We start from the raw sequence: 16,148 nt of genomic DNA on the forward strand, positions 1-16,148 counted from the left end.
TGGTTTTGTCGCTTACACACACAGGTTCGGCGATTTTTTTCTGTTTCCTTCTATAAAATTACTTCTATACATAAAAAGGGGCTGTCCCGTCGATAATATCGACTTATGGGACAGCCCCTCCGTTTCCGTTCGCAAATCTGATAGACAAATGGCATTTTGACGCCCCGGTGTTACGTTCTGCCGGCGTTAATTCGCTTTTAGACTAAAAGACGCTGTTACACCAACATGTCTGTAGGCTTCGTCGTCGAAAACCCTCTTCTTCCTCATTTCGGATCATAAAAAAGTGATAAAAACAGGTGTTTTCCACTCTATTTTAACGGGTATATTGGTGCTAAGCGGCAACAGGAGGGGAAAGTCATGTACTACTTAAAACGGCAATACAGGGGTGTCGAAGAAGTGCTTCATAAGTCGGGTGCATGCTGGATTCCGAAGACCTTTTCGACAGAAAAACAGGCTGCGGCCTTCGCACGTTCACTTAATATTCGCACTGTGCCTGCCAAGCACTGGCACGTATTTTATGCAGAGGAAGAGGACGACAGCCGTTCAGGGTAATTAATGGACAGAATCAGCCCTCATTTATGAATCGATCCCTTACGTTGATCATGAGGAAACCGTCCCGCACACATGCAGGACGGTTTCCTCAAAGTGTTCATATAATCATTTCAGGTGAATCACGTTGCCTCTGCCTGTATCTGCGGCCCCTCGCTTTCCGGAGGGAACAGGCTCAGCTAACCGCTTCCTCCTGCTGTCGGAAGCGCTGGATCTTCGCCTCGTTCTGATCCTCCCGGAGTCGAGTTCCTTCGACGTCGGCAGCTGGCAGTACGGTTTATATGTGTGGTTAGGACTGCACGTCGGCTGCCATACGGATAGAACCTTCCCTATACGACGTTTCGATGTTGAATAGGGATGCCAATTCTTCCTACAATTCCGTATAAAAGGTAAAAAAAGCGGTCGCGTCTGCCTGTCGTGACGTTGTTCTCCAGCAAGCAGACCCGTTTTCCCGATATGTCCGGCGTGCCCGTGGAAGCCGCGCAGTCTGAAGATTTCGTGTCGTTCAGTTCTGCGAACGGCATCCACGCACGTGCGGAGCCGGACTGGCTTTTAAAGGCTCCTTGAGAGAAGCCTGTGTCCGAGTGCAGCCGCGCCATCCTCCCCTGCCATTCTTCCCTCCATACATGGCCCCTGAGAAATAGCTGAAGGCCAGCCCACGTCAGGCTAGGTAAGCAGAGCGGAAATACAACCAAACGAATAAACATGTAAGTTGAAAAACTTTTTCAACAGCCTGAAGAAACCGTCCCGCACACATGCAGGACGGTTTCTTACTGGTTTTGCAGCTTTCTATGCCAGCGTGATGGAGGTGTCTGCGTACACATCCTGCACAGCCCGGATCAGTTCGACTCCTTCATCGCGGGGCTTTTGAAACGCTTTTCTTCCGAGAATAAGTCCCATACCGCCGGCGCGTTTGTTAATTACAGCTGTTTTGACGGCTTCCTTCAGATCGTTTTCACCGGATCCTCCTCCGGAATTAATCAATCCAGCCCGGCCCATAAAGGCGTTTGCCACCATATAGCGCGTCATATCAATCGGATGCTCGCTCGTCAGCTCTTCATAAACACGCTTATCCGTCTTCCCGTATTTCATCGCCGTATAGCCGCCGTTGTTTGTCGGCAGCTTCTGCTTGACGATGTCTGCCCCCATGTTGGCAGACAGGTGCACTGCCTGGCTCGAGAGGTCGGCAGACGTATGATAGTCGGTACCGTCCCGCTTGAATTCCGGATTGCGGAGGTAAGCCCAGAGAATGGTAGCCATGCCGAGCTCATGAGCGCGTTCAAACGCAGCGGTAATCTCCTGAATCTGCCGGCCGCTTTCCTTGGAGCCGAAATAAACCGTTGCTCCGACAGCGACAGCTCCCATTTGAAACGCTTTTTCGACAGAGCCGAATAAAATCTGATCGTACGTTTCCGGGTAAGTCAGCAGCTCATTATGATTCAGCTTTGCAATAAACGGGATCCGGTGTGCATAATCACGTGCCACCGATCCAAGTATGCCGAGCGTGGAGGCAACCGCACTGCACTCCGCCTCCAGCGCCAGCTCTACAATTTCTTTCGGGTCAAAGTACATCGGGTTTTTAGCAAATGACGCTCCGGCCGAATGTTCAATTCCCTGGTCTACCGGCAGAATGGATAAAAATCCGGTGCCGCCCAGCCTGCCCCCGTTCAAAAGTGTCTGCAGGCTTCGCAGAACAGAAGGCATTCTGTCTGTAGCCTGGTAAATGTCACGCACCATGTCCGGCCCCGGCTGATACAGCTTCTCCTTCGGAATTGTACGGCATTCATGCTCAAGCAGGCTCTGGCCATCCTCACCAAGAATTTCGTTTGTAGTCGCCATCCATTATACCCTCCCTTTCATAGGTTACTCTTCCCTACCCCTTCCACAGATGGATGAACCTGGTTTCTCGCTAATTCCTCAATAGGTAACCGGTCTGTCGTCCCCCGGCAGGTATATCAAAAATATGATGCTGGTGAAGACCGCCGGCAACCCTGTTCAGCAGAAAAACGGCATCTGCGTTTTTGCAGATGCCGCACGTTCGACTCTCCTCCTTTACCAGGCAGCTGCTAAGGCTTTATTCCGGCGAAGGCTGTTTCTGGTCTGCCTGCTGCCGAAAATCCGTAGTCAAGCAGCGCTCTCGTGTCATCATAGCTTTGCTGAGCGGTTTCAGCGTTCAACGTGACGACGGCTAAAGCCGCTCCGTTTTGCTCAGCAGTTGTTACGAGCGTGTATCCCGACCGCGACGTAAAGCCGTTTTTCAGCCCGGTCACCCGCTCATCGTTTCCTATCATACGGTGGTGGTTCCGGATAACGGTCGACCAGCCCTCTCCTTCCCACGGAAGCTCAACCGTTGCAGCAATGTCCATAAACGTATCGTTTTCTGACGCATAACGGGCGATGGCAGCCATGTCAGCTGCTGTCGTGTATTGAAGGGGATGGTGCAGTCCGTGCGGGTTCGCAAACCTCGTTTGCTCTGCACCGGCTTTTTCCTGTACAAGCTCGGTCATCTCCTGCGCATACGACCATTCGTCTTCTGCATAATGTTCAGCAAGGACAGCCCCGGCATCGTTTCCGGAATTAATGACCATGCCCTGCACGAGCTGTTCAATCGACATCTCTTCTCCTTCAAGCAAATAGACGCTTGTCCCGATCGTATCCACTGCGTCTGCACTGACAGTTGTCGTATCATCCAAGCCGCCTTTTTCAACGGCAAGCAGACCGGAGACGATTTTAGTGATGCTCGCCGGATACATACGGCGCTCAGCGTTTTTGCTGTAATACACTTCTCCGGACTCCATATCCACGACAATCGCAGATTCACTCTGCGGCGCCGGGACAGATGCTGCCAAAACTTCTGCCGGCATAAACAATAATGCCGCTGTTACTAGCATTGCAAGCTTTTGCTTCATCGTGCTGCTCCATCCTGTCTGAAGTTCCCCCTCTGTCTATACTGTTGTTTAACCTCAAAGCTTCAACTTGAAACTGAGAATAAACACCATTACTGGGAGAGCTTTAAGCGGACGTGCTTCCGTTTTCCTACCTGCATCACCATTCCGTCCCGCACCCGGAGCGGTTCATCCGCTGTTTCCAGTCTGGCTCCGTCGATCTTCACACCACGATTAGCAATCATCCGCTTTGCTTCACTTTTTGAATGAAGCAGTCCTGATTCAACGAGCAAATCAAGCGGAGAGACAAGCTCAGCCTCCGTACGATGCTCCGGAACTTCCTCCGGCAGCTTGTTGTCCCGGTATAAAGCGTCAAACCGGTCCGCAGCTTTTTCTGCAGAATCTTTACCGTGGTAAAGCTCTGTCATTCTGGCTGCAAGCATCCGCTTCCCTTCACGCGGGTGCAGCGCTCCTGACCTCAGCTCGGCTTCAAGATGGTCGACGTGATCGGAACTGAAGCCCGAAACAAGCCGGAACCACCTTCCCATGAGCTCGTCTGGAACAGACATCGTTTTTCCGAACATCTCATCCGGGTTTTCTTTTACTCCGACGTAGTTGTGTTTAGACTTTGACATCTTTTCTTTTCCGTCCAGCCCTTCCAAAAGCGGCATCAAAATCACGGCCTGTTTCGCTTTTTTGAAGCGTTCCTGGAAGTGCCGTCCCATCAGCGTATTGTAATGCTGATCTGTGCCTCCAATCTCAATATCACTTTCCAGCACAACCGAATCGTACCCCTGCATCACCGGGTAGAAAAATTCGTGCAACCCAATCGGTTTTCCGAGAGCTGTCCGTTCATCAAAATCGTCCCGCTCGAGCAGTCTTGCCGTGGTAATCTGACCGGCCAGATGAATAACCTCTTCAAATGATAAGTCAGCGAGCCAGCTGCTGTTGTAGTGAACGGTCACTTGATCCATATCAAGTACTTTTCCGAACTGCTCCACGTACGTTCGTGCATTCTGCTTTACGTCCTCTGATGTCAGCGGCGCTCTGGCTGTCGATTTTCCAGTTGGATCTCCAATTCGGCCGGTAAAATCACCGATTAACAGCTGCACCTGATGCCCGTTTTCCTGAAACTGACGCAGCTTCTGCAGCACAACGGTATGACCGAAATGTACGTCCGGGGCCGATGGATCGAGCCCCAGCTTGATTCGCAGCGGCCGCTCCTCTAAAAGCGACTGCTCCACTTTCTGGCGAAGGTCCTCCCGCGGGATGACCTCTGCCGCTCCTTCGCAGTATAGCCTCATCTGTCTGTCAACTTCCTGCTTCTGCCAATCTGTTAATGCTGTCATGCTTAAGTCCTCCTTTAAAATAGATCGAACATCAAAAAAAGCACGCTCACAGCAAAGGACGCCTGATATGCGCGGTACCACCTTTGTTGAAGAACGTGCTTCTTCCACTCTGCCTGTAACGGGGGCCCCGCCCGAAACGTGTCCGGGTCGCTCTGGAATTGTACATAACGCTGCATCTGTTTCCGGCTCACACCACCCGCCGGCTCTCTGGGAACAGGGATACAGTCGCTTTCGATTCCGTCTCTGCTGCATGCTATTTAGCTGTAATGAGCTTTCTGAGCAAGTGGTTCAACTGCTGCTGCTCCTCTTTGTTCAGCCGTGCGGCAAACTGTTTTTCCTGCTCATGAAAAACAGGATACAGCTCTTTCATCAGCTGCTTGCCTGCTTCCGTCAGTTCGACCCGGGTCCGGCGCCTGTCCGCCGTGTCCCGCTGCAGGTGACACAGATTTTCCTGTACGAGCCGTTTGGTGACCGTGCTCGCTGTCGCTTTGGAAACGCCTGCTGATTCTGCCAGAGCCCACGTTTCTTCGCCACCCCCGACCCATGCGTCGTATAAAATCGAAAAAGCTGTCCAGGACAGTCCTTGAGGCGTGAGCTGCCGCTGCTCCAACAGCTGCACCATGCGCCGGGAAGCGGTATACAAATTTGTCGAGAGCAGCACCGCCTCTTCATCCAGGCTGCTGTCGGGCGTTCCCGAAAGTGTTTCCAGCAGCTGCCTTTCGGAAGCCGGAAACCGTTTGTAGTCATCAATGCTTCGGATGGCCATCACACCTTTCCAATTCGTTAGCTTTCAAACGAATTTATCACGCTTCCAGGAGTCTGTCAACAGCTCCTTTAAAACCGTTTCATTTTTCCTGGCACTCATTCTGCTACTTGCCGCGCTTCTCTGATAGAGTGAACTCCAATGTACAGAAACGATTTCTGAAAGGAGGGAGTACCGTGCCTTACCGCCAGTGGCTGTGCATGAGCGGCTTTGCAGCAGCCGGAGGTACTATCTTTTATCTGCTTCAGCTTCCTCTTCCGTGGCTGCTGGGGGCCGCATGCTTTGCCTTTCTGTGGAAATGGATCAGCAAGCAGGAGGTCCAGGCTCCCGCCCTGTTTAAGCCTGCAGCTTTTATTTTGCTCGGTACCTATTTCGCTTTATACCTTCACGTCGATACCGTGCTGGAAACGGCCCCTATTTTGCCTGTTTATCTTCCGCTTTCTATGTTCATGATTGTGATGAGTCTTTTTCTGGGCTTCGTCCTCTCCAGCCGTTTCGGCTTGCATCAAAAGACGAGCATGCTCGGACTGATCCCTGGTGCTCCATCGGCAGTGCTCATGCTCAGCGAAAAACATGGTGGCAGAACCGCCTCGATCATGCTGCTCCATTCCATCCGGCGCCTGCTCGTTCTGGCCAGTCTTCCGCTTCTGATTCTTCTGTTTGCTCAAGAAGGCACTGCTTCCGATTCAGCGGACCTGCTCAGACAGGAGGCACCCGGCGCTTCCTACTGGTGGTATCTGCTGCCGGGTCTGGCGCTGAGCACAGGCCTTCTTCATAAAAGTCTGCTGCTTCCCGCTGCTCCCGTAACGATGGGGCTGCTCATCTTATTCGGGCTCAATCCTGCTCCTTATCCGGAAATCGTGCTTGCTTCTGCCCAGCTTCTGCTCGGTATGTATATAGGTTCAACACTGAAGCGGGCGGAACTGAGCAGCATCGGGAAACATGCGTTTTCCTTTTCCGTATTCGCTGCTGCCTTTATCGCCTTTTCGGTTTTGGCCGGGCTGCTCTTAGCAACTCTTACACCGCTCGATCCCCTTTCCGGGATCATGAGCATGACACCAGGCGGACTGCTGGAAACAGGCTTTGCGGCGTCAGAAGCCGGAGGCAATCCGGTAACCGTCATGATGCTGCAGCTGATCCGCTTTCTCCTCGTCTTTTACACGCTGCCGCTTTTGCTGGGCTGGTATTTCAGGAGCACGGACTGAGGTATCCTTCTAAGCTTATACGTGGAGAAAGTTCCGCTGATAGAGTGCCCGGACCGATTCCAGCAGCACGGCCGGGATTCGTTTTGGAAACAGCTTTTTTGAATAGTATTTATAGTACGCTGCTCTCAAGTCGTCCCACTGCGTACAGTTCTTCTCCTGATTAAAGCGTGCCGGATCGATCATTTTTACGGATCCGTCCGGTGTGAGAATCAAATTATGCAAATGAATATCAGAAGGGTTCAGCTCCAGCCGCCTCACCTCTCTTAACGCTTGGTCCACATCTGTGATGCTTTTTGCACTTATTTTTTCGCCACCGGTCAGACATTGAAAAAAGGTGCGTCCCTCGACATAATCCATCACAATGTAGTTGGTCCCCGCATCGTGAAGTGTCGGAAAAAAGGAAACCTGCTCAAGCTTCCGGTAAATGGCTGCCTCTTCTTCCGCTATATGCAGGCTGTCCGGATAATAAACCTTCATGACCGTGTTCGAATCCTGGATGCGGAACGCCGAAGCACTTCTGCCAGTACCAATGGGAATCAGCCTGCTGTCACAGGCCAGAACCGAATTCCGCCTTCCCTTTTTTCGATAACAAACGCTTGCAGCCAGTTCACCGTTGGTTGGTTGCATTCTCCAGCCTCCTGTCTCCGTATCTTCTCAGTCTCTGCCCGTTTTTTACTTCATGCTAACCACACTTTCTCAAACCGGTCTCCGACAGCCAAACAAAAAAGGCCCCAACCCGGATATATTCCGAGCTGAAGCCTTTCGATGCATTACCGGTCCTCATGCTGCTTCGGCATGTCAATGACTGCATGCATCTTGTTTTCCCGGGCCGCCTCCGTGATCAGCAGAACAGCCGTCACGATATGCATGATCATTCCGACAAAAGGAATCCAGCCGACTGCTGATGTGACCAGCCCGAAGACCGGTCCGACTTTGGAGCGGTTATCCTGGAGCACGAGCAGCAGGACGAGAAAGTGCGCGACGAACATAACCATCAGCGGAACCCAGGAGAGCGTCAGAATAAACATGCCGCCTAAAATCGGGATTCCGAGAAACGCCTCGCAGGCGCCGGTGATATACTTTGCTTTCACGGTGCGTTCCATGTTCCTGTCTCCTTTCGTATAGAAGCCTCTCTGCTTCTAATATACGCAGGAAGAAAGGAATGGGTTCCAAAATACGTGCTGCTCCCTGCAGATTATTTTGCTGTTAAAACGCAGCTGTCCAGCCTCCATCAACCGTCAGAATTTCCCCGTTGACGAAGCTGGCATCGTCTGAGGCGAGAAACAGTGCAGCTGCTGCAATCTCTGAAGGTTCACCGGCCCTTGGGGAAAGTCCGTGCGTCATGCCGCACCGTTCTATGCCGAATTCGTTGATGTTCGTCATGCTGCGGCCGATATTTGTCTGCACCGCCCCTGGCGCGATCGCATTACAACGGATTCCTTTTTGCGCGTACATAAAACCGGTGTTTTTCGTCAGACCGATTACCGCATGCTTCGTAGCAGCGTATGCGGCTCCTGCATGCGCCCCGCTGAAGCCGCCGGTTGATGCAATATTGATGATGTTGCCCGAGCCTTTTTCCAGAAATACGTTTACAGCCCGGCGCATTGCCTTCATTACCCCGGTTGTATTAACCGCAAACAGCTTCTCCCATTTATCATCCGGTATATCCCCCACCGGTTCAAATCCGTCCATAATTCCAGCGTTGTTCACAAGAATATCCAGCGTTCCGAATTGGCTGACAGCCTCCTCGATCATCGCTTCCACGTCAGCTGCCTCCGCCATATCCACCTTCATCACCGCTGTGCGCCCCTCGATTGCTTCTGCAGCTGATTGGAGCTCTTCTTCGTTAATGTCTGTCATAAGAACAGCTGCTCCTTCTGCGGCAAACAGCTCTGCGATTGCTTTTCCCATCCCTGAGGCAGCTCCTGTCACGATGACCGCTTTTCCATCCAATTTCATTTTCCTGCACCTCCCCATTTTGTTGGAAAACGCTTTCTTCTCCTTAAGTTTACGATATAGTAGAAGAAAGAGACAGATACAGTTTCATACAGACTGTCTATGAATCATCAGCTGCTGCCGGTTTTGTTAATGATGTTGATCATACTGAACAAAAAGGAGACGAGATGTATATGACTGAAAGAGCAGACAGACGCATTCAGCGCTCCCGCCTTGCCTTGAAACAGGCATTTCAACAGATGCTCCAGGACACTCCGCTGACAGGTGTAACGGTAAGCGGCATCGCAGCAAAGGCAGATGTGTGCCGCGGCACATTTTATAAGCACTTTGACACGAAAGAAGCCCTGTACCAGGAAGTCGTTGATGACGTACTGGATGATCTGGTAGCAAGCTACCGCTACCCCTATCAAAACCGTACCGTCTTTCTGCCTGCCGAGCTCACTCCCGGCAGCATTCAGTTATTCGTACACGTATACCGGCACAGGGATTTTTACCGGGCAGTCGTTCTTTCCGGAGCAATTCCCGGCTTTCAGGAGAAAATGTGCCAGGTGCTTCGCGAAACGGCTGCCGATGATCTGGCCGCATCCGATCATGCGGCTTTCCAGCCCGAACTCGCTGCGGCTTACTTTTCACAGGCGCTTTTTGGCCTGACAGCTGAATGGATCCGCGGGAACTTTATGTACAGCCCGGAATATATGGCTGAACAGCTGCTGTTGCTGCTGCAGGCACCAGCGACGATGATGGTCTCCGTTACCAGATCAAATGACCGCATCTGAAAAAGCCGGTGTCCGGAATTTCCGGCACCGGCTTTTATGTGTCCTGCACGGCTTTCATCAGCTTATAGATGTTTCGGGCGGTATTCACATTTCGTATCGTCATCTGTTTGTAATGAGCTGTGCCCGCAAGCTTTACCAATCCGCTTTTAGCTGCATGCTTTCTGTCGACGGACCATAGAACAGCCCCTGGTACGTAAATGACGGAATCCGTGTCTGGCTGGATGACAAGCTTGTCCAGCAGGGATGGATCATCAATGTCCTCCCATAAAAACAGCACGTCGCTTTTCATGCCCTGATCATTTTCCCAATTCTCAGGAAGTGCGTCCATCACGCCGCTCATGTCGTTCATCGTTCGCAGCAGCACGTTCAGCTTCAAACCGAATTCATGATAAATCGCATCCTCCAAGGTTTGTGTAAGCATATCGACAGGGACAGTTTCATACGTAAAAACAACATTTCCTGTATGGAGATACGTTTCCACCTGCATCATCCCCGCCTGCTCAAACGCTCGTTTAAGTGCCGGCATATCGACTTTATTTCGTCCACCGACATTGATTCCTCTAAGCAGTGCCGCATAGATCATGTCTCTATCCTCCGTCTTAACTGAAGTCTGACAGCATGGATGAACTCCGCTTTCTCCCTGCATGTTCCACTCTTCCTTGATCCAGCAATGAACGATAGCTTTCCTGCTGCCGCACTGTTTGCTATCTGGTTCATTGTCCTTCTGTACGGCGGAATTTACCTTCTCCCGGACATCGTTTTTTCGTTTCTTCGTATTAGCGGCTCCCGTACCTTGAACGGGCGACGCGGCATCAAGAGATCAGCAGCAGATTTGCTAAAAAAAGACTCCGTATCAGCACGGAGTCTTTGTACCTGCCTTAATAGACAGACCTCCCCGCTGAAATAAAAGCTCGAGCTTTCTTTTTCAGCAGGGGCACTTTTTTTATTTATGGTACACCCGGATGGAGGCAATATCCCGGTAGACCCTGACGATTTCTTTATGCTCCCGGTTCCAGTCATTGTCCGGAGCCGGCGGAATTGAAAATTCACCTTCCATCTCCCGCAGCACGCGCTCAATTTCCTCTTTGGAAGCCTCCCGTCTGCGGAGGGACGCTGCTTGCTTTCTATATTCGCGTAAACGCTCATCGATATTCATAGCATGTACCCTCATTTCACGTTGAATTACCTTTTCCTATTCCCGTTCTGAACCATTTTTACTCCTGAATATTCCGGTTCAACAGGCTGAAAGGCCGGACATTTCTACCGGTTGTATTATAGCAGAATTACGAGGCGCGTTTGTATTAATTTATGATTACAAAACAAAGACCCGTGCTTTTCAAGCTTCATCTGTGACCTTTATTTTATAATGGCATGTTTTTGTTGCAAATACAACAATTAACCTCTACACTTGAGCAAAGAGGTGATACGACATGAGGGAAATACTTCGAGAGATTGGGATGATCGCCCGTGCGCTGGACTCCATCAGCAATATTGAATTTAAGCAGTATCAGCTGACGAAAGGACAGTATCTCTACCTCGTCCGCATTTGTGAGCATCCTGGAATTTTTCCGGACCGACTGGCAGAAATGATTAAAGTGGACCGTACTACAGCCGCTCGTGCCATTACACGTCTTGAGCAAAACGGACTGATTGAAAAACGGTCCGACAGCACAAACCGGAAAATCAAGTGCTTATTTCCTACTAACAAAGGCAAGGACATTTATCCGTATATTATGGATGAACACAACCATTCAGATGCTGTCGCGCTGCAAGGATTTACGAACGAAGAGATCGAAACTGCTGCTTCCCTGCTGCTTCGCATGCGTGAGAATATAGAAAAGGACTGGGAGTTTGTGAAAAAGGGCGGAACACGCACCTACTGAGGGGGAGAGACAGACATGCAGACATCTATTCGAAAAGCTGGGTTAAACGATGCCATGCTCCTCGCACAGCTTGGGGCTGATACGTTTCGGGAGACTTTCGCAGAGGGCAATCAGCCGGAGCACCTGCAGCAGTACATCGCGAACGCATTTCATGAGACCAAGCTTCGCCAAGAGCTCGCCCATCCGGAAAGCCGCTTTTACATACTCGAAGCTGACGGGTCACCTGCCGGTTACCTGAAGCTGAACACCGGCTCTGCGCAGACCGAAGCTGGTGCTGACACAGCGATGGAGGTCGAACGCATTTATGTGCGCAGTTCCTGGCAGCAGCACGGCTTCGGAAAAGCACTGCTGCTGCTTGCGTTCGATAAAGCGGTGAGTGAAGGCATGCAGCAGATTTGGCTCGGCGTCTGGGAAAAGAACGTACGGGCAGTCCGCTTTTACGAACGATCTGGATTTCGCAAAACCGGAGCGCACGCGTTTTATATGGGAGAGGACAAACAAACCGACCTGATTATGACCAAGTTTCTTTAACTCAGTTCGAACGAAAGGAGGAATGGGAATGACAGCCGCGAAAGCACCGGTACCGCATAAGCTTGTCATCGCGATTACGCTTGCGGCGACCTTCCTGTTTACGTTCAGCCAGTTTCTGCTGATTACAGCCTATCCGACGATAATGACCGAATTCGATGTAAACGCGACGCAGGTGCAGTGGCTCACTACCTCGTTTCTGCTTGCAACAATGGTATTCATTCCGATGAGCGGCTATTTGATCAGCCGCTTTACATCCAGACAGCTCGTCTTGTTTTCGCTCATTGTGCTGACGATCGGCACCTTGATCGGTGCCGCGGCACCGACATTTTCTATACTGATCCTCTCCCGGATCGTCCAGGCAATTGGGGCCGGCATTATGCTGCCGCTCGTCCAGACGATCCTCCTGAACGTATTTCCCTATGAGCGACGCGGCTTTGCAATGGGGCTGCTTGGCGCCGTCGTCAACGTCGCACCAGCTTCTGCCCCTTCTTTGTCCGGGATGATTATTGATTTTACCGGCTGGCGTCCGCTTCATTTCGTGATGCTCATTCCCGCCGCGCTCGTGCTTGCAGCAGCCTGGTACGGCATGAAGAACGTCACGGAACAGAAGCCGACAAGGCTTGATCTTCCCTCCGTCTTTTTATCCGGTTTCGGCTTTTCGCTGCTGATTCTGGCGCTTAGTACGATCAGCGTAACCGGATTTACGAGCTGGATGTTCTGGGGACCGCTGGCAGCGGGAGCAGCGCTGACGCTGATATACGTGCGCCGGCAGTTTACGCTTGAAACACCGCTGCTGAATCTGCGCCTGTTTCGATTTCCAGTTTTCCGGCTGGCGATGCTGCTCGTCTTTATCAACATGATGCTCCTGTTATCGGCAGAAAGCATATTGCCGATGTTCGCTCAGGATGTCCTCGGCACCTCGGCGTTTTTATCTGGCTTTCTGCTTGTTCCAGGCACCATTTTGCTGTCGATTATGACGATCGTTTCCGGAAATCTGTATGATACATACGGCGGAAGGATCCCGGCAGTAGCAGGCTTCTTCTTTCTGTTTCTCTCTACCGCTCTGATGGCAACGGTGCAGATGGACAGCAGCCCATATCTGATCATGCTTTACTTCTGCATCTTCATGCTCGGCTGCGGTCTTACGCTAATGACGCTCGTTACAACCAGCGTCAACTCCCTTGAGCAGGAAGATATTCCGCACGGGGCTGCCATTAACAATACGCTGCGGCAGTTCGGGATGGCTTTTGGGGTGATCGTGCTGACAACGGTGATCAGCGTAACGACCGCCCAGTCCTCTGCCCCTTACGAGGAAGCAGCCTATACAGGCACTATTTATGTCTTTTGGATCATGGCCATCCTGGCCCTTACGGCTGCTTTTCTTTCTCTTCGTATCCGCGAAAAGCGCCGCTGACGGTAATCTGGGAATTTTGGGAATATCCGCTATATCGTTGACAGCGTTTTCACAACGTGGTAGCATAATGATAAATTAATACGTATGGCTGAGAAGATGAGCGCCGCGCACAGACCGATCCTAGCAGGATCCCGTTTCTGTGTGCGGCTTTTTCTATGCCTTGCGAACTTATTTCCAGGAGGAGATACTATGTCCGTGTACATTGCAGAAGTAATCGGCACCATGATTCTGATCATTTTCGGTGCCGGGGTTGTCGCTAACGTCAACCTCATGAAATCAAAGGCTCAGGGCGGTGGCTGGATCGTCGTTGCTTTAGGGTGGGGCTTCGCGGTAGCGATGGCCGTCTATGCGGTCGGTCAATATTCAGATGCGCACATTAACCCGGCTGTGACGCTCGGCTTTGCCGCTGTCGGCGAATTTGCCTGGTCGATGGTTCCCGGCTACATTGCCGCCCAGCTCGTAGGTGCCTTTATCGGTGCCGCGATCATCTTTTTCCACTTCCAGGATCACTTTAAGGAAACCGATGATCCCGATGTAAAACTTGGTGTCTTTTCTACCGACCCTGCGATTCCGAACCGCTTTTCCAACTTTATCAGTGAGTTCATTGGAACGGCGGTGCTGCTGCTCGGACTGCTCAGCATCGGTGCCAATGAGTTTACTGAGGGCTTGAATCCGCTCATCGTCGGCTTTCTGATTACGGCGATCGGCCTTTCTCTCGGCGGACCGACAGGCTATGCGATTAACCCGGCCCGTGATCTTGGCCCGCGAATTGCTCATGCGGTGCTCCCGATTACCGGCAAGCGCGATTCGAACTGGGGCTACGCCCTCATTCCGATAGCCGGACCGGTATTTGGCGGTGTTTTTGGAGCTCTCGCATATACGACCTTCTTCCTCGGTGAAAACGTGACGGCGTTCATTATCTTTTCGGTCGTCACAGCTGTTGTGCTGGCAGGTCTCCGCTTTACGTCCAAACCCCATGAACCAGTTGCAAGCAATCCCGATGTGAAAAACTGATCCTCGCAAGAAGCCGGCCATGAGCCGGCTTCTTTCCAACGTGTTGATAAAATCATTTTAGGTAAATAACGTTGCATCTGCCTGTATCTGCAGACAGTCGCTTTTCAGAGGGAACGGGCTCGGCTTTCCCTTCTTCCGTCGCAAGCACTGGATCTTCGCCTCGTTCTGAGCCGAGACCCTTCGATGTCGGCAGCTGGCAGTGCGTTTCACGTACCTGGTTAGGACTGCACGATCGGCTTCCATACGGATAGAACCTTCCTGACAATCCATTGCATCCTTTCGTAAGTGTTCAGGTTCAGAGTTTAGAGAACGGTTGAAAACGCGGGTTGGCAGGTTGGATATGCTTTATCAGAGCAGAGTTCACGCCCGTTCAGATGCATTGGAAGATTTCACAAGTCAGGGCTGATACAATGACAACAGCAGCTATTTCCTTACAGAAGGTGTTGATCAAATGAATAAACGACTTGTGATAGCCGGAACGAACAGCGGAGCGGGAAAAACGACCGTCACGCTTGGGCTGATGGCGGCGCTGCGCCGCCAGGGGATGAACGTGCAGGGCTTTAAATGCGGGCCTGATTACATAGACCCCTCCTACCACACTGCCTTAACCGGCAGACCTTCCCGAAATCTCGACAGCTGGATGCTGGAGCGCAGTCAGCTGCTGGAAGTGATGCAGCGAGGCATGGAGGGAGCTGATATTGGCATCATCGAAGGAGTGATGGGCTTTTATGACGGCAAAGATCCTGAATCAAACGCCGGCAGCACAGCTGATATCAGCATGCTGACCGATTCACCCGTCCTGCTCGTCGTAAACTGCGCCGCAATGGCACGCAGCGCTGCTGCTGTTGTGAAGGGGTTTCAGCTGCTCGATCCAAATGTACCTATTAAAGGCGTTATCGCGAACAACGTTGGCAGTGAAGGACACGCCGAGCTGATTGAAACAGCGGTACAGCAGGAATGCGGGATTCCTGTCGTCGGCTGGCTGAAGCAAAATCCGGATGTCACTCTGCCGGAACGCCATTTAGGGCTCATTCCCGCACTTGAACGAGGTGAATTAGACGGCTTTTTTGAACAGCTGGCAGATGCCGTAACGGCCTCGTTTGACCTGGAGCAGATCAAGGAACTGGCGGAAGCACCGCCGCTGCTGGTTCCTTCTCCTTCTTTGTTTAGAGAACCTGAAAAAGCCTCTGTCGTGACGGCAGTGGCAAAGGATGAAGCCTTCTCGTTTTACTATCCGGAAAATTTAGAGCTGCTGGAACAAGCCGGCTCCAGGATTGCCTTCTTTTCACCGTTGAAAGGAGAGCCGCTGCCTGCTGATGCTGACGGCCTCTACATCGGGGGAGGCTTTCCAGAGGAGTTTACGGAGCAGCTTGCCGAAGAAGGAACGAGTGCCGCTTCGATCAGCCGTGCAGTGGAAAATGGAATGCCGGTGCTCGCCGAGTGCGGAGGCTTCATGTATTTAACCGAATCGATCACAAAGCCGGACGGATCGGTACATCCGATGCTCGGCTTGATTCCGGGAAAAGTGACGTTTACGAAGCGTCTGGCCGCGCTCGGCTATCGGGAATCCACTCCGGATAGCTCGAATGCACTGTTAACGAGTCCGGCAAAAGGACATGAATTCCGCTATTCGACCTATGAACCAGGGCACGAGAGCCCGGCCTGGCACCTGGATGGACGCTTCGGCTCCGGTCCTGACGGCTTTGCCTCCGAAACGATTACCGCTGGCTTTGTTCACTTGCACTTTGGCTCCAATCCCGAACTTGCAGCCAACTGGGTCTCGATGCTGCAGCAGTATCAATCCAGGAAAAAATCCGACTGAA

At 51.8% G+C, this 16,148-nt stretch carries 18 protein-coding genes; 8 read left to right on the forward strand and 10 right to left on the reverse strand.

Translation table 11 applies throughout. From position 1 onward, the window contains the following. Positions 1–357 precede the first annotated feature (357 nt). Positions 358–552: a hypothetical protein gene (locus ACSZLD_RS16100; protein WP_377908592.1), complete on the forward strand. Its 195-nt coding sequence runs from the start codon at positions 358–360 to the stop codon at positions 550–552. A 326-nt stretch (positions 553–878) separates the two neighbouring features. On the opposite strand, the gene ACSZLD_RS16105 is transcribed toward ACSZLD_RS16100, so the two are convergent. The 5 genes from ACSZLD_RS16105 to ACSZLD_RS16125 all read right to left on the reverse strand — a co-directional run bounded on the left by ACSZLD_RS16105 (position 879) and on the right by ACSZLD_RS16125 (position 5,549). Then, positions 879–1,148, reverse strand: coding sequence for a hypothetical protein (locus tag ACSZLD_RS16105; protein WP_444685779.1), 270 nt, complete (start codon positions 1,146–1,148; stop codon positions 879–881). A gap of 190 nt (positions 1,149–1,338) precedes the next feature. Then, complete coding sequence (locus ACSZLD_RS16110; RefSeq protein WP_377908591.1) at positions 1,339–2,388, reverse strand: class I fructose-bisphosphate aldolase; 1,050 nt, start codon at positions 2,386–2,388, stop codon at positions 1,339–1,341. Positions 2,389–2,615: 227 nt separating this feature from the next. Beyond that, positions 2,616–3,458: a D-alanyl-D-alanine carboxypeptidase family protein gene (locus ACSZLD_RS16115; RefSeq protein WP_444685780.1), complete on the reverse strand. Its 843-nt coding sequence runs from the start codon at positions 3,456–3,458 to the stop codon at positions 2,616–2,618. Between the two features lie 89 nt (positions 3,459–3,547). Continuing rightward, on the reverse strand, positions 3,548–4,783 hold the full coding sequence (gene tyrS, locus ACSZLD_RS16120; protein WP_444685781.1) for a tyrosine--tRNA ligase: 1,236 nt from the start codon (positions 4,781–4,783) through the stop codon (positions 3,548–3,550). 253 nt (positions 4,784–5,036) lie between these two features. Then, positions 5,037–5,549 carry a MarR family winged helix-turn-helix transcriptional regulator gene (locus tag ACSZLD_RS16125; protein WP_444685782.1) on the reverse strand — a complete coding sequence of 171 codons (513 nt, stop codon included), beginning with the start codon at positions 5,547–5,549 and terminating at the stop codon, positions 5,037–5,039. 173 nt (positions 5,550–5,722) lie between these two features. On the opposite strand from ACSZLD_RS16125, the gene ACSZLD_RS16130 reads away from it, so the two are divergent. Then, the gene (locus tag ACSZLD_RS16130) at positions 5,723–6,751 is read left to right on the forward strand and encodes an AbrB family transcriptional regulator (RefSeq protein ID WP_444685783.1); all 1,029 of its coding nucleotides are present in this window, start codon (positions 5,723–5,725) and stop codon (positions 6,749–6,751) included. A 15-nt stretch (positions 6,752–6,766) separates the two neighbouring features. On the opposite strand, the gene ACSZLD_RS16135 is transcribed toward ACSZLD_RS16130, so the two are convergent. From ACSZLD_RS16135 to ACSZLD_RS16145, 3 genes are all read right to left on the reverse strand, one after another. Beyond that, on the reverse strand, positions 6,767–7,378 hold the full coding sequence (locus ACSZLD_RS16135) for a protein kinase family protein (protein WP_377908586.1): 612 nt from the start codon (positions 7,376–7,378) through the stop codon (positions 6,767–6,769). 143 nt (positions 7,379–7,521) lie between these two features. Next, positions 7,522–7,854 (reverse strand): hypothetical protein, encoded by a 333-nt coding sequence (locus ACSZLD_RS16140; RefSeq protein WP_377908585.1) that lies wholly within the window; start codon positions 7,852–7,854, stop codon positions 7,522–7,524. A 103-nt stretch (positions 7,855–7,957) separates the two neighbouring features. Continuing rightward, entirely contained in the window at positions 7,958–8,710 is a 753-nt protein-coding gene (locus ACSZLD_RS16145; RefSeq protein WP_444685784.1) for a glucose 1-dehydrogenase, read from the reverse strand. A gap of 170 nt (positions 8,711–8,880) precedes the next feature. Here ACSZLD_RS16145 and ACSZLD_RS16150 point away from each other — a divergent pair, with 170 nt between their 5' ends. Further along, on the forward strand, positions 8,881–9,483 hold the full coding sequence (locus ACSZLD_RS16150; protein WP_444685785.1) for a TetR/AcrR family transcriptional regulator: 603 nt from the start codon (positions 8,881–8,883) through the stop codon (positions 9,481–9,483). Positions 9,484–9,517: 34 nt separating this feature from the next. Here the strand turns inward: ACSZLD_RS16150 and ACSZLD_RS16155 are convergent, their stop codons facing one another. Together ACSZLD_RS16155 and ACSZLD_RS16160 are read right to left on the reverse strand one after the other, a co-directional pair. After that, positions 9,518–10,066, reverse strand: coding sequence for a DUF1697 domain-containing protein (locus ACSZLD_RS16155; protein WP_444685786.1), 549 nt, complete (start codon positions 10,064–10,066; stop codon positions 9,518–9,520). Positions 10,067–10,426: 360 nt separating this feature from the next. Further along, positions 10,427–10,639: a hypothetical protein gene (locus ACSZLD_RS16160; protein ID WP_377908581.1), complete on the reverse strand. Its 213-nt coding sequence runs from the start codon at positions 10,637–10,639 to the stop codon at positions 10,427–10,429. A gap of 274 nt (positions 10,640–10,913) precedes the next feature. On the opposite strand from ACSZLD_RS16160, the gene ACSZLD_RS16165 reads away from it, so the two are divergent. From ACSZLD_RS16165 to ACSZLD_RS16185, 5 genes are all read left to right on the forward strand, one after another. Further along, positions 10,914–11,366, forward strand: a complete 453-nt coding sequence (locus ACSZLD_RS16165) for a MarR family winged helix-turn-helix transcriptional regulator (protein WP_377908580.1) — start codon at positions 10,914–10,916, stop codon at positions 11,364–11,366. A 15-nt stretch (positions 11,367–11,381) separates the two neighbouring features. Next, positions 11,382–11,897 carry a GNAT family N-acetyltransferase gene (locus ACSZLD_RS16170; protein WP_444685787.1) on the forward strand — a complete coding sequence of 172 codons (516 nt, stop codon included), beginning with the start codon at positions 11,382–11,384 and terminating at the stop codon, positions 11,895–11,897. A 28-nt stretch (positions 11,898–11,925) separates the two neighbouring features. After that, positions 11,926–13,311, forward strand: coding sequence for an MFS transporter (locus ACSZLD_RS16175; protein WP_444685788.1), 1,386 nt, complete (start codon positions 11,926–11,928; stop codon positions 13,309–13,311). A 189-nt stretch (positions 13,312–13,500) separates the two neighbouring features. Further along, positions 13,501–14,325 carry an MIP/aquaporin family protein gene (locus ACSZLD_RS16180; protein ID WP_444685789.1) on the forward strand — a complete coding sequence of 275 codons (825 nt, stop codon included), beginning with the start codon at positions 13,501–13,503 and terminating at the stop codon, positions 14,323–14,325. Between the two features lie 451 nt (positions 14,326–14,776). Continuing rightward, a complete protein-coding gene (locus ACSZLD_RS16185) occupies positions 14,777–16,147 on the forward strand; it encodes a cobyrinic acid a,c-diamide synthase CobB (RefSeq protein WP_444685790.1) in 1,371 nt (456 codons plus the stop codon). Position 16,148 lies beyond the last annotated feature (1 nt).

The sequence above is a fragment of the Alkalicoccus luteus genome, assembly GCF_052061695.1.
Taxonomy (GTDB): domain Bacteria; phylum Bacillota; class Bacilli; order Bacillales; family Salisediminibacteriaceae; genus Alkalicoccus; species Alkalicoccus luteus.

Coding starts and splice junctions, on each gene's coding strand:
- ACSZLD_RS16100 (WP_377908592.1), top strand. CDS start 358: ATGTACTACTTAAAACGGCAATACAGGGGTGTCGAAGAAGTGCTTCAT.
- ACSZLD_RS16105 (WP_444685779.1), bottom strand. CDS start 1,148: ATGGCGCGGCTGCACTCGGACACAGGCTTCTCTCAAGGAGCCTTTAAA.
- ACSZLD_RS16110 (WP_377908591.1), bottom strand. CDS start 2,388: ATGGCGACTACAAACGAAATTCTTGGTGAGGATGGCCAGAGCCTGCTT.
- ACSZLD_RS16115 (WP_444685780.1), bottom strand. CDS start 3,458: ATGAAGCAAAAGCTTGCAATGCTAGTAACAGCGGCATTATTGTTTATG.
- tyrS (WP_444685781.1), bottom strand. CDS start 4,783: ATGACAGCATTAACAGATTGGCAGAAGCAGGAAGTTGACAGACAGATG.
- ACSZLD_RS16125 (WP_444685782.1), bottom strand. CDS start 5,549: ATGGCCATCCGAAGCATTGATGACTACAAACGGTTTCCGGCTTCCGAA.
- ACSZLD_RS16135 (WP_377908586.1), bottom strand. CDS start 7,378: ATGCAACCAACCAACGGTGAACTGGCTGCAAGCGTTTGTTATCGAAAA.
- ACSZLD_RS16140 (WP_377908585.1), bottom strand. CDS start 7,854: ATGGAACGCACCGTGAAAGCAAAGTATATCACCGGCGCCTGCGAGGCG.
- ACSZLD_RS16145 (WP_444685784.1), bottom strand. CDS start 8,710: ATGAAATTGGATGGAAAAGCGGTCATCGTGACAGGAGCTGCCTCAGGG.
- ACSZLD_RS16150 (WP_444685785.1), top strand. CDS start 8,881: ATGACTGAAAGAGCAGACAGACGCATTCAGCGCTCCCGCCTTGCCTTG.
- ACSZLD_RS16155 (WP_444685786.1), bottom strand. CDS start 10,066: ATGATCTATGCGGCACTGCTTAGAGGAATCAATGTCGGTGGACGAAAT.
- ACSZLD_RS16160 (WP_377908581.1), bottom strand. CDS start 10,639: ATGAATATCGATGAGCGTTTACGCGAATATAGAAAGCAAGCAGCGTCC.
- ACSZLD_RS16165 (WP_377908580.1), top strand. CDS start 10,914: ATGAGGGAAATACTTCGAGAGATTGGGATGATCGCCCGTGCGCTGGAC.
- ACSZLD_RS16170 (WP_444685787.1), top strand. CDS start 11,382: ATGCAGACATCTATTCGAAAAGCTGGGTTAAACGATGCCATGCTCCTC.
- ACSZLD_RS16175 (WP_444685788.1), top strand. CDS start 11,926: ATGACAGCCGCGAAAGCACCGGTACCGCATAAGCTTGTCATCGCGATT.
- ACSZLD_RS16180 (WP_444685789.1), top strand. CDS start 13,501: ATGTCCGTGTACATTGCAGAAGTAATCGGCACCATGATTCTGATCATT.
- ACSZLD_RS16185 (WP_444685790.1), top strand. CDS start 14,777: ATGAATAAACGACTTGTGATAGCCGGAACGAACAGCGGAGCGGGAAAA.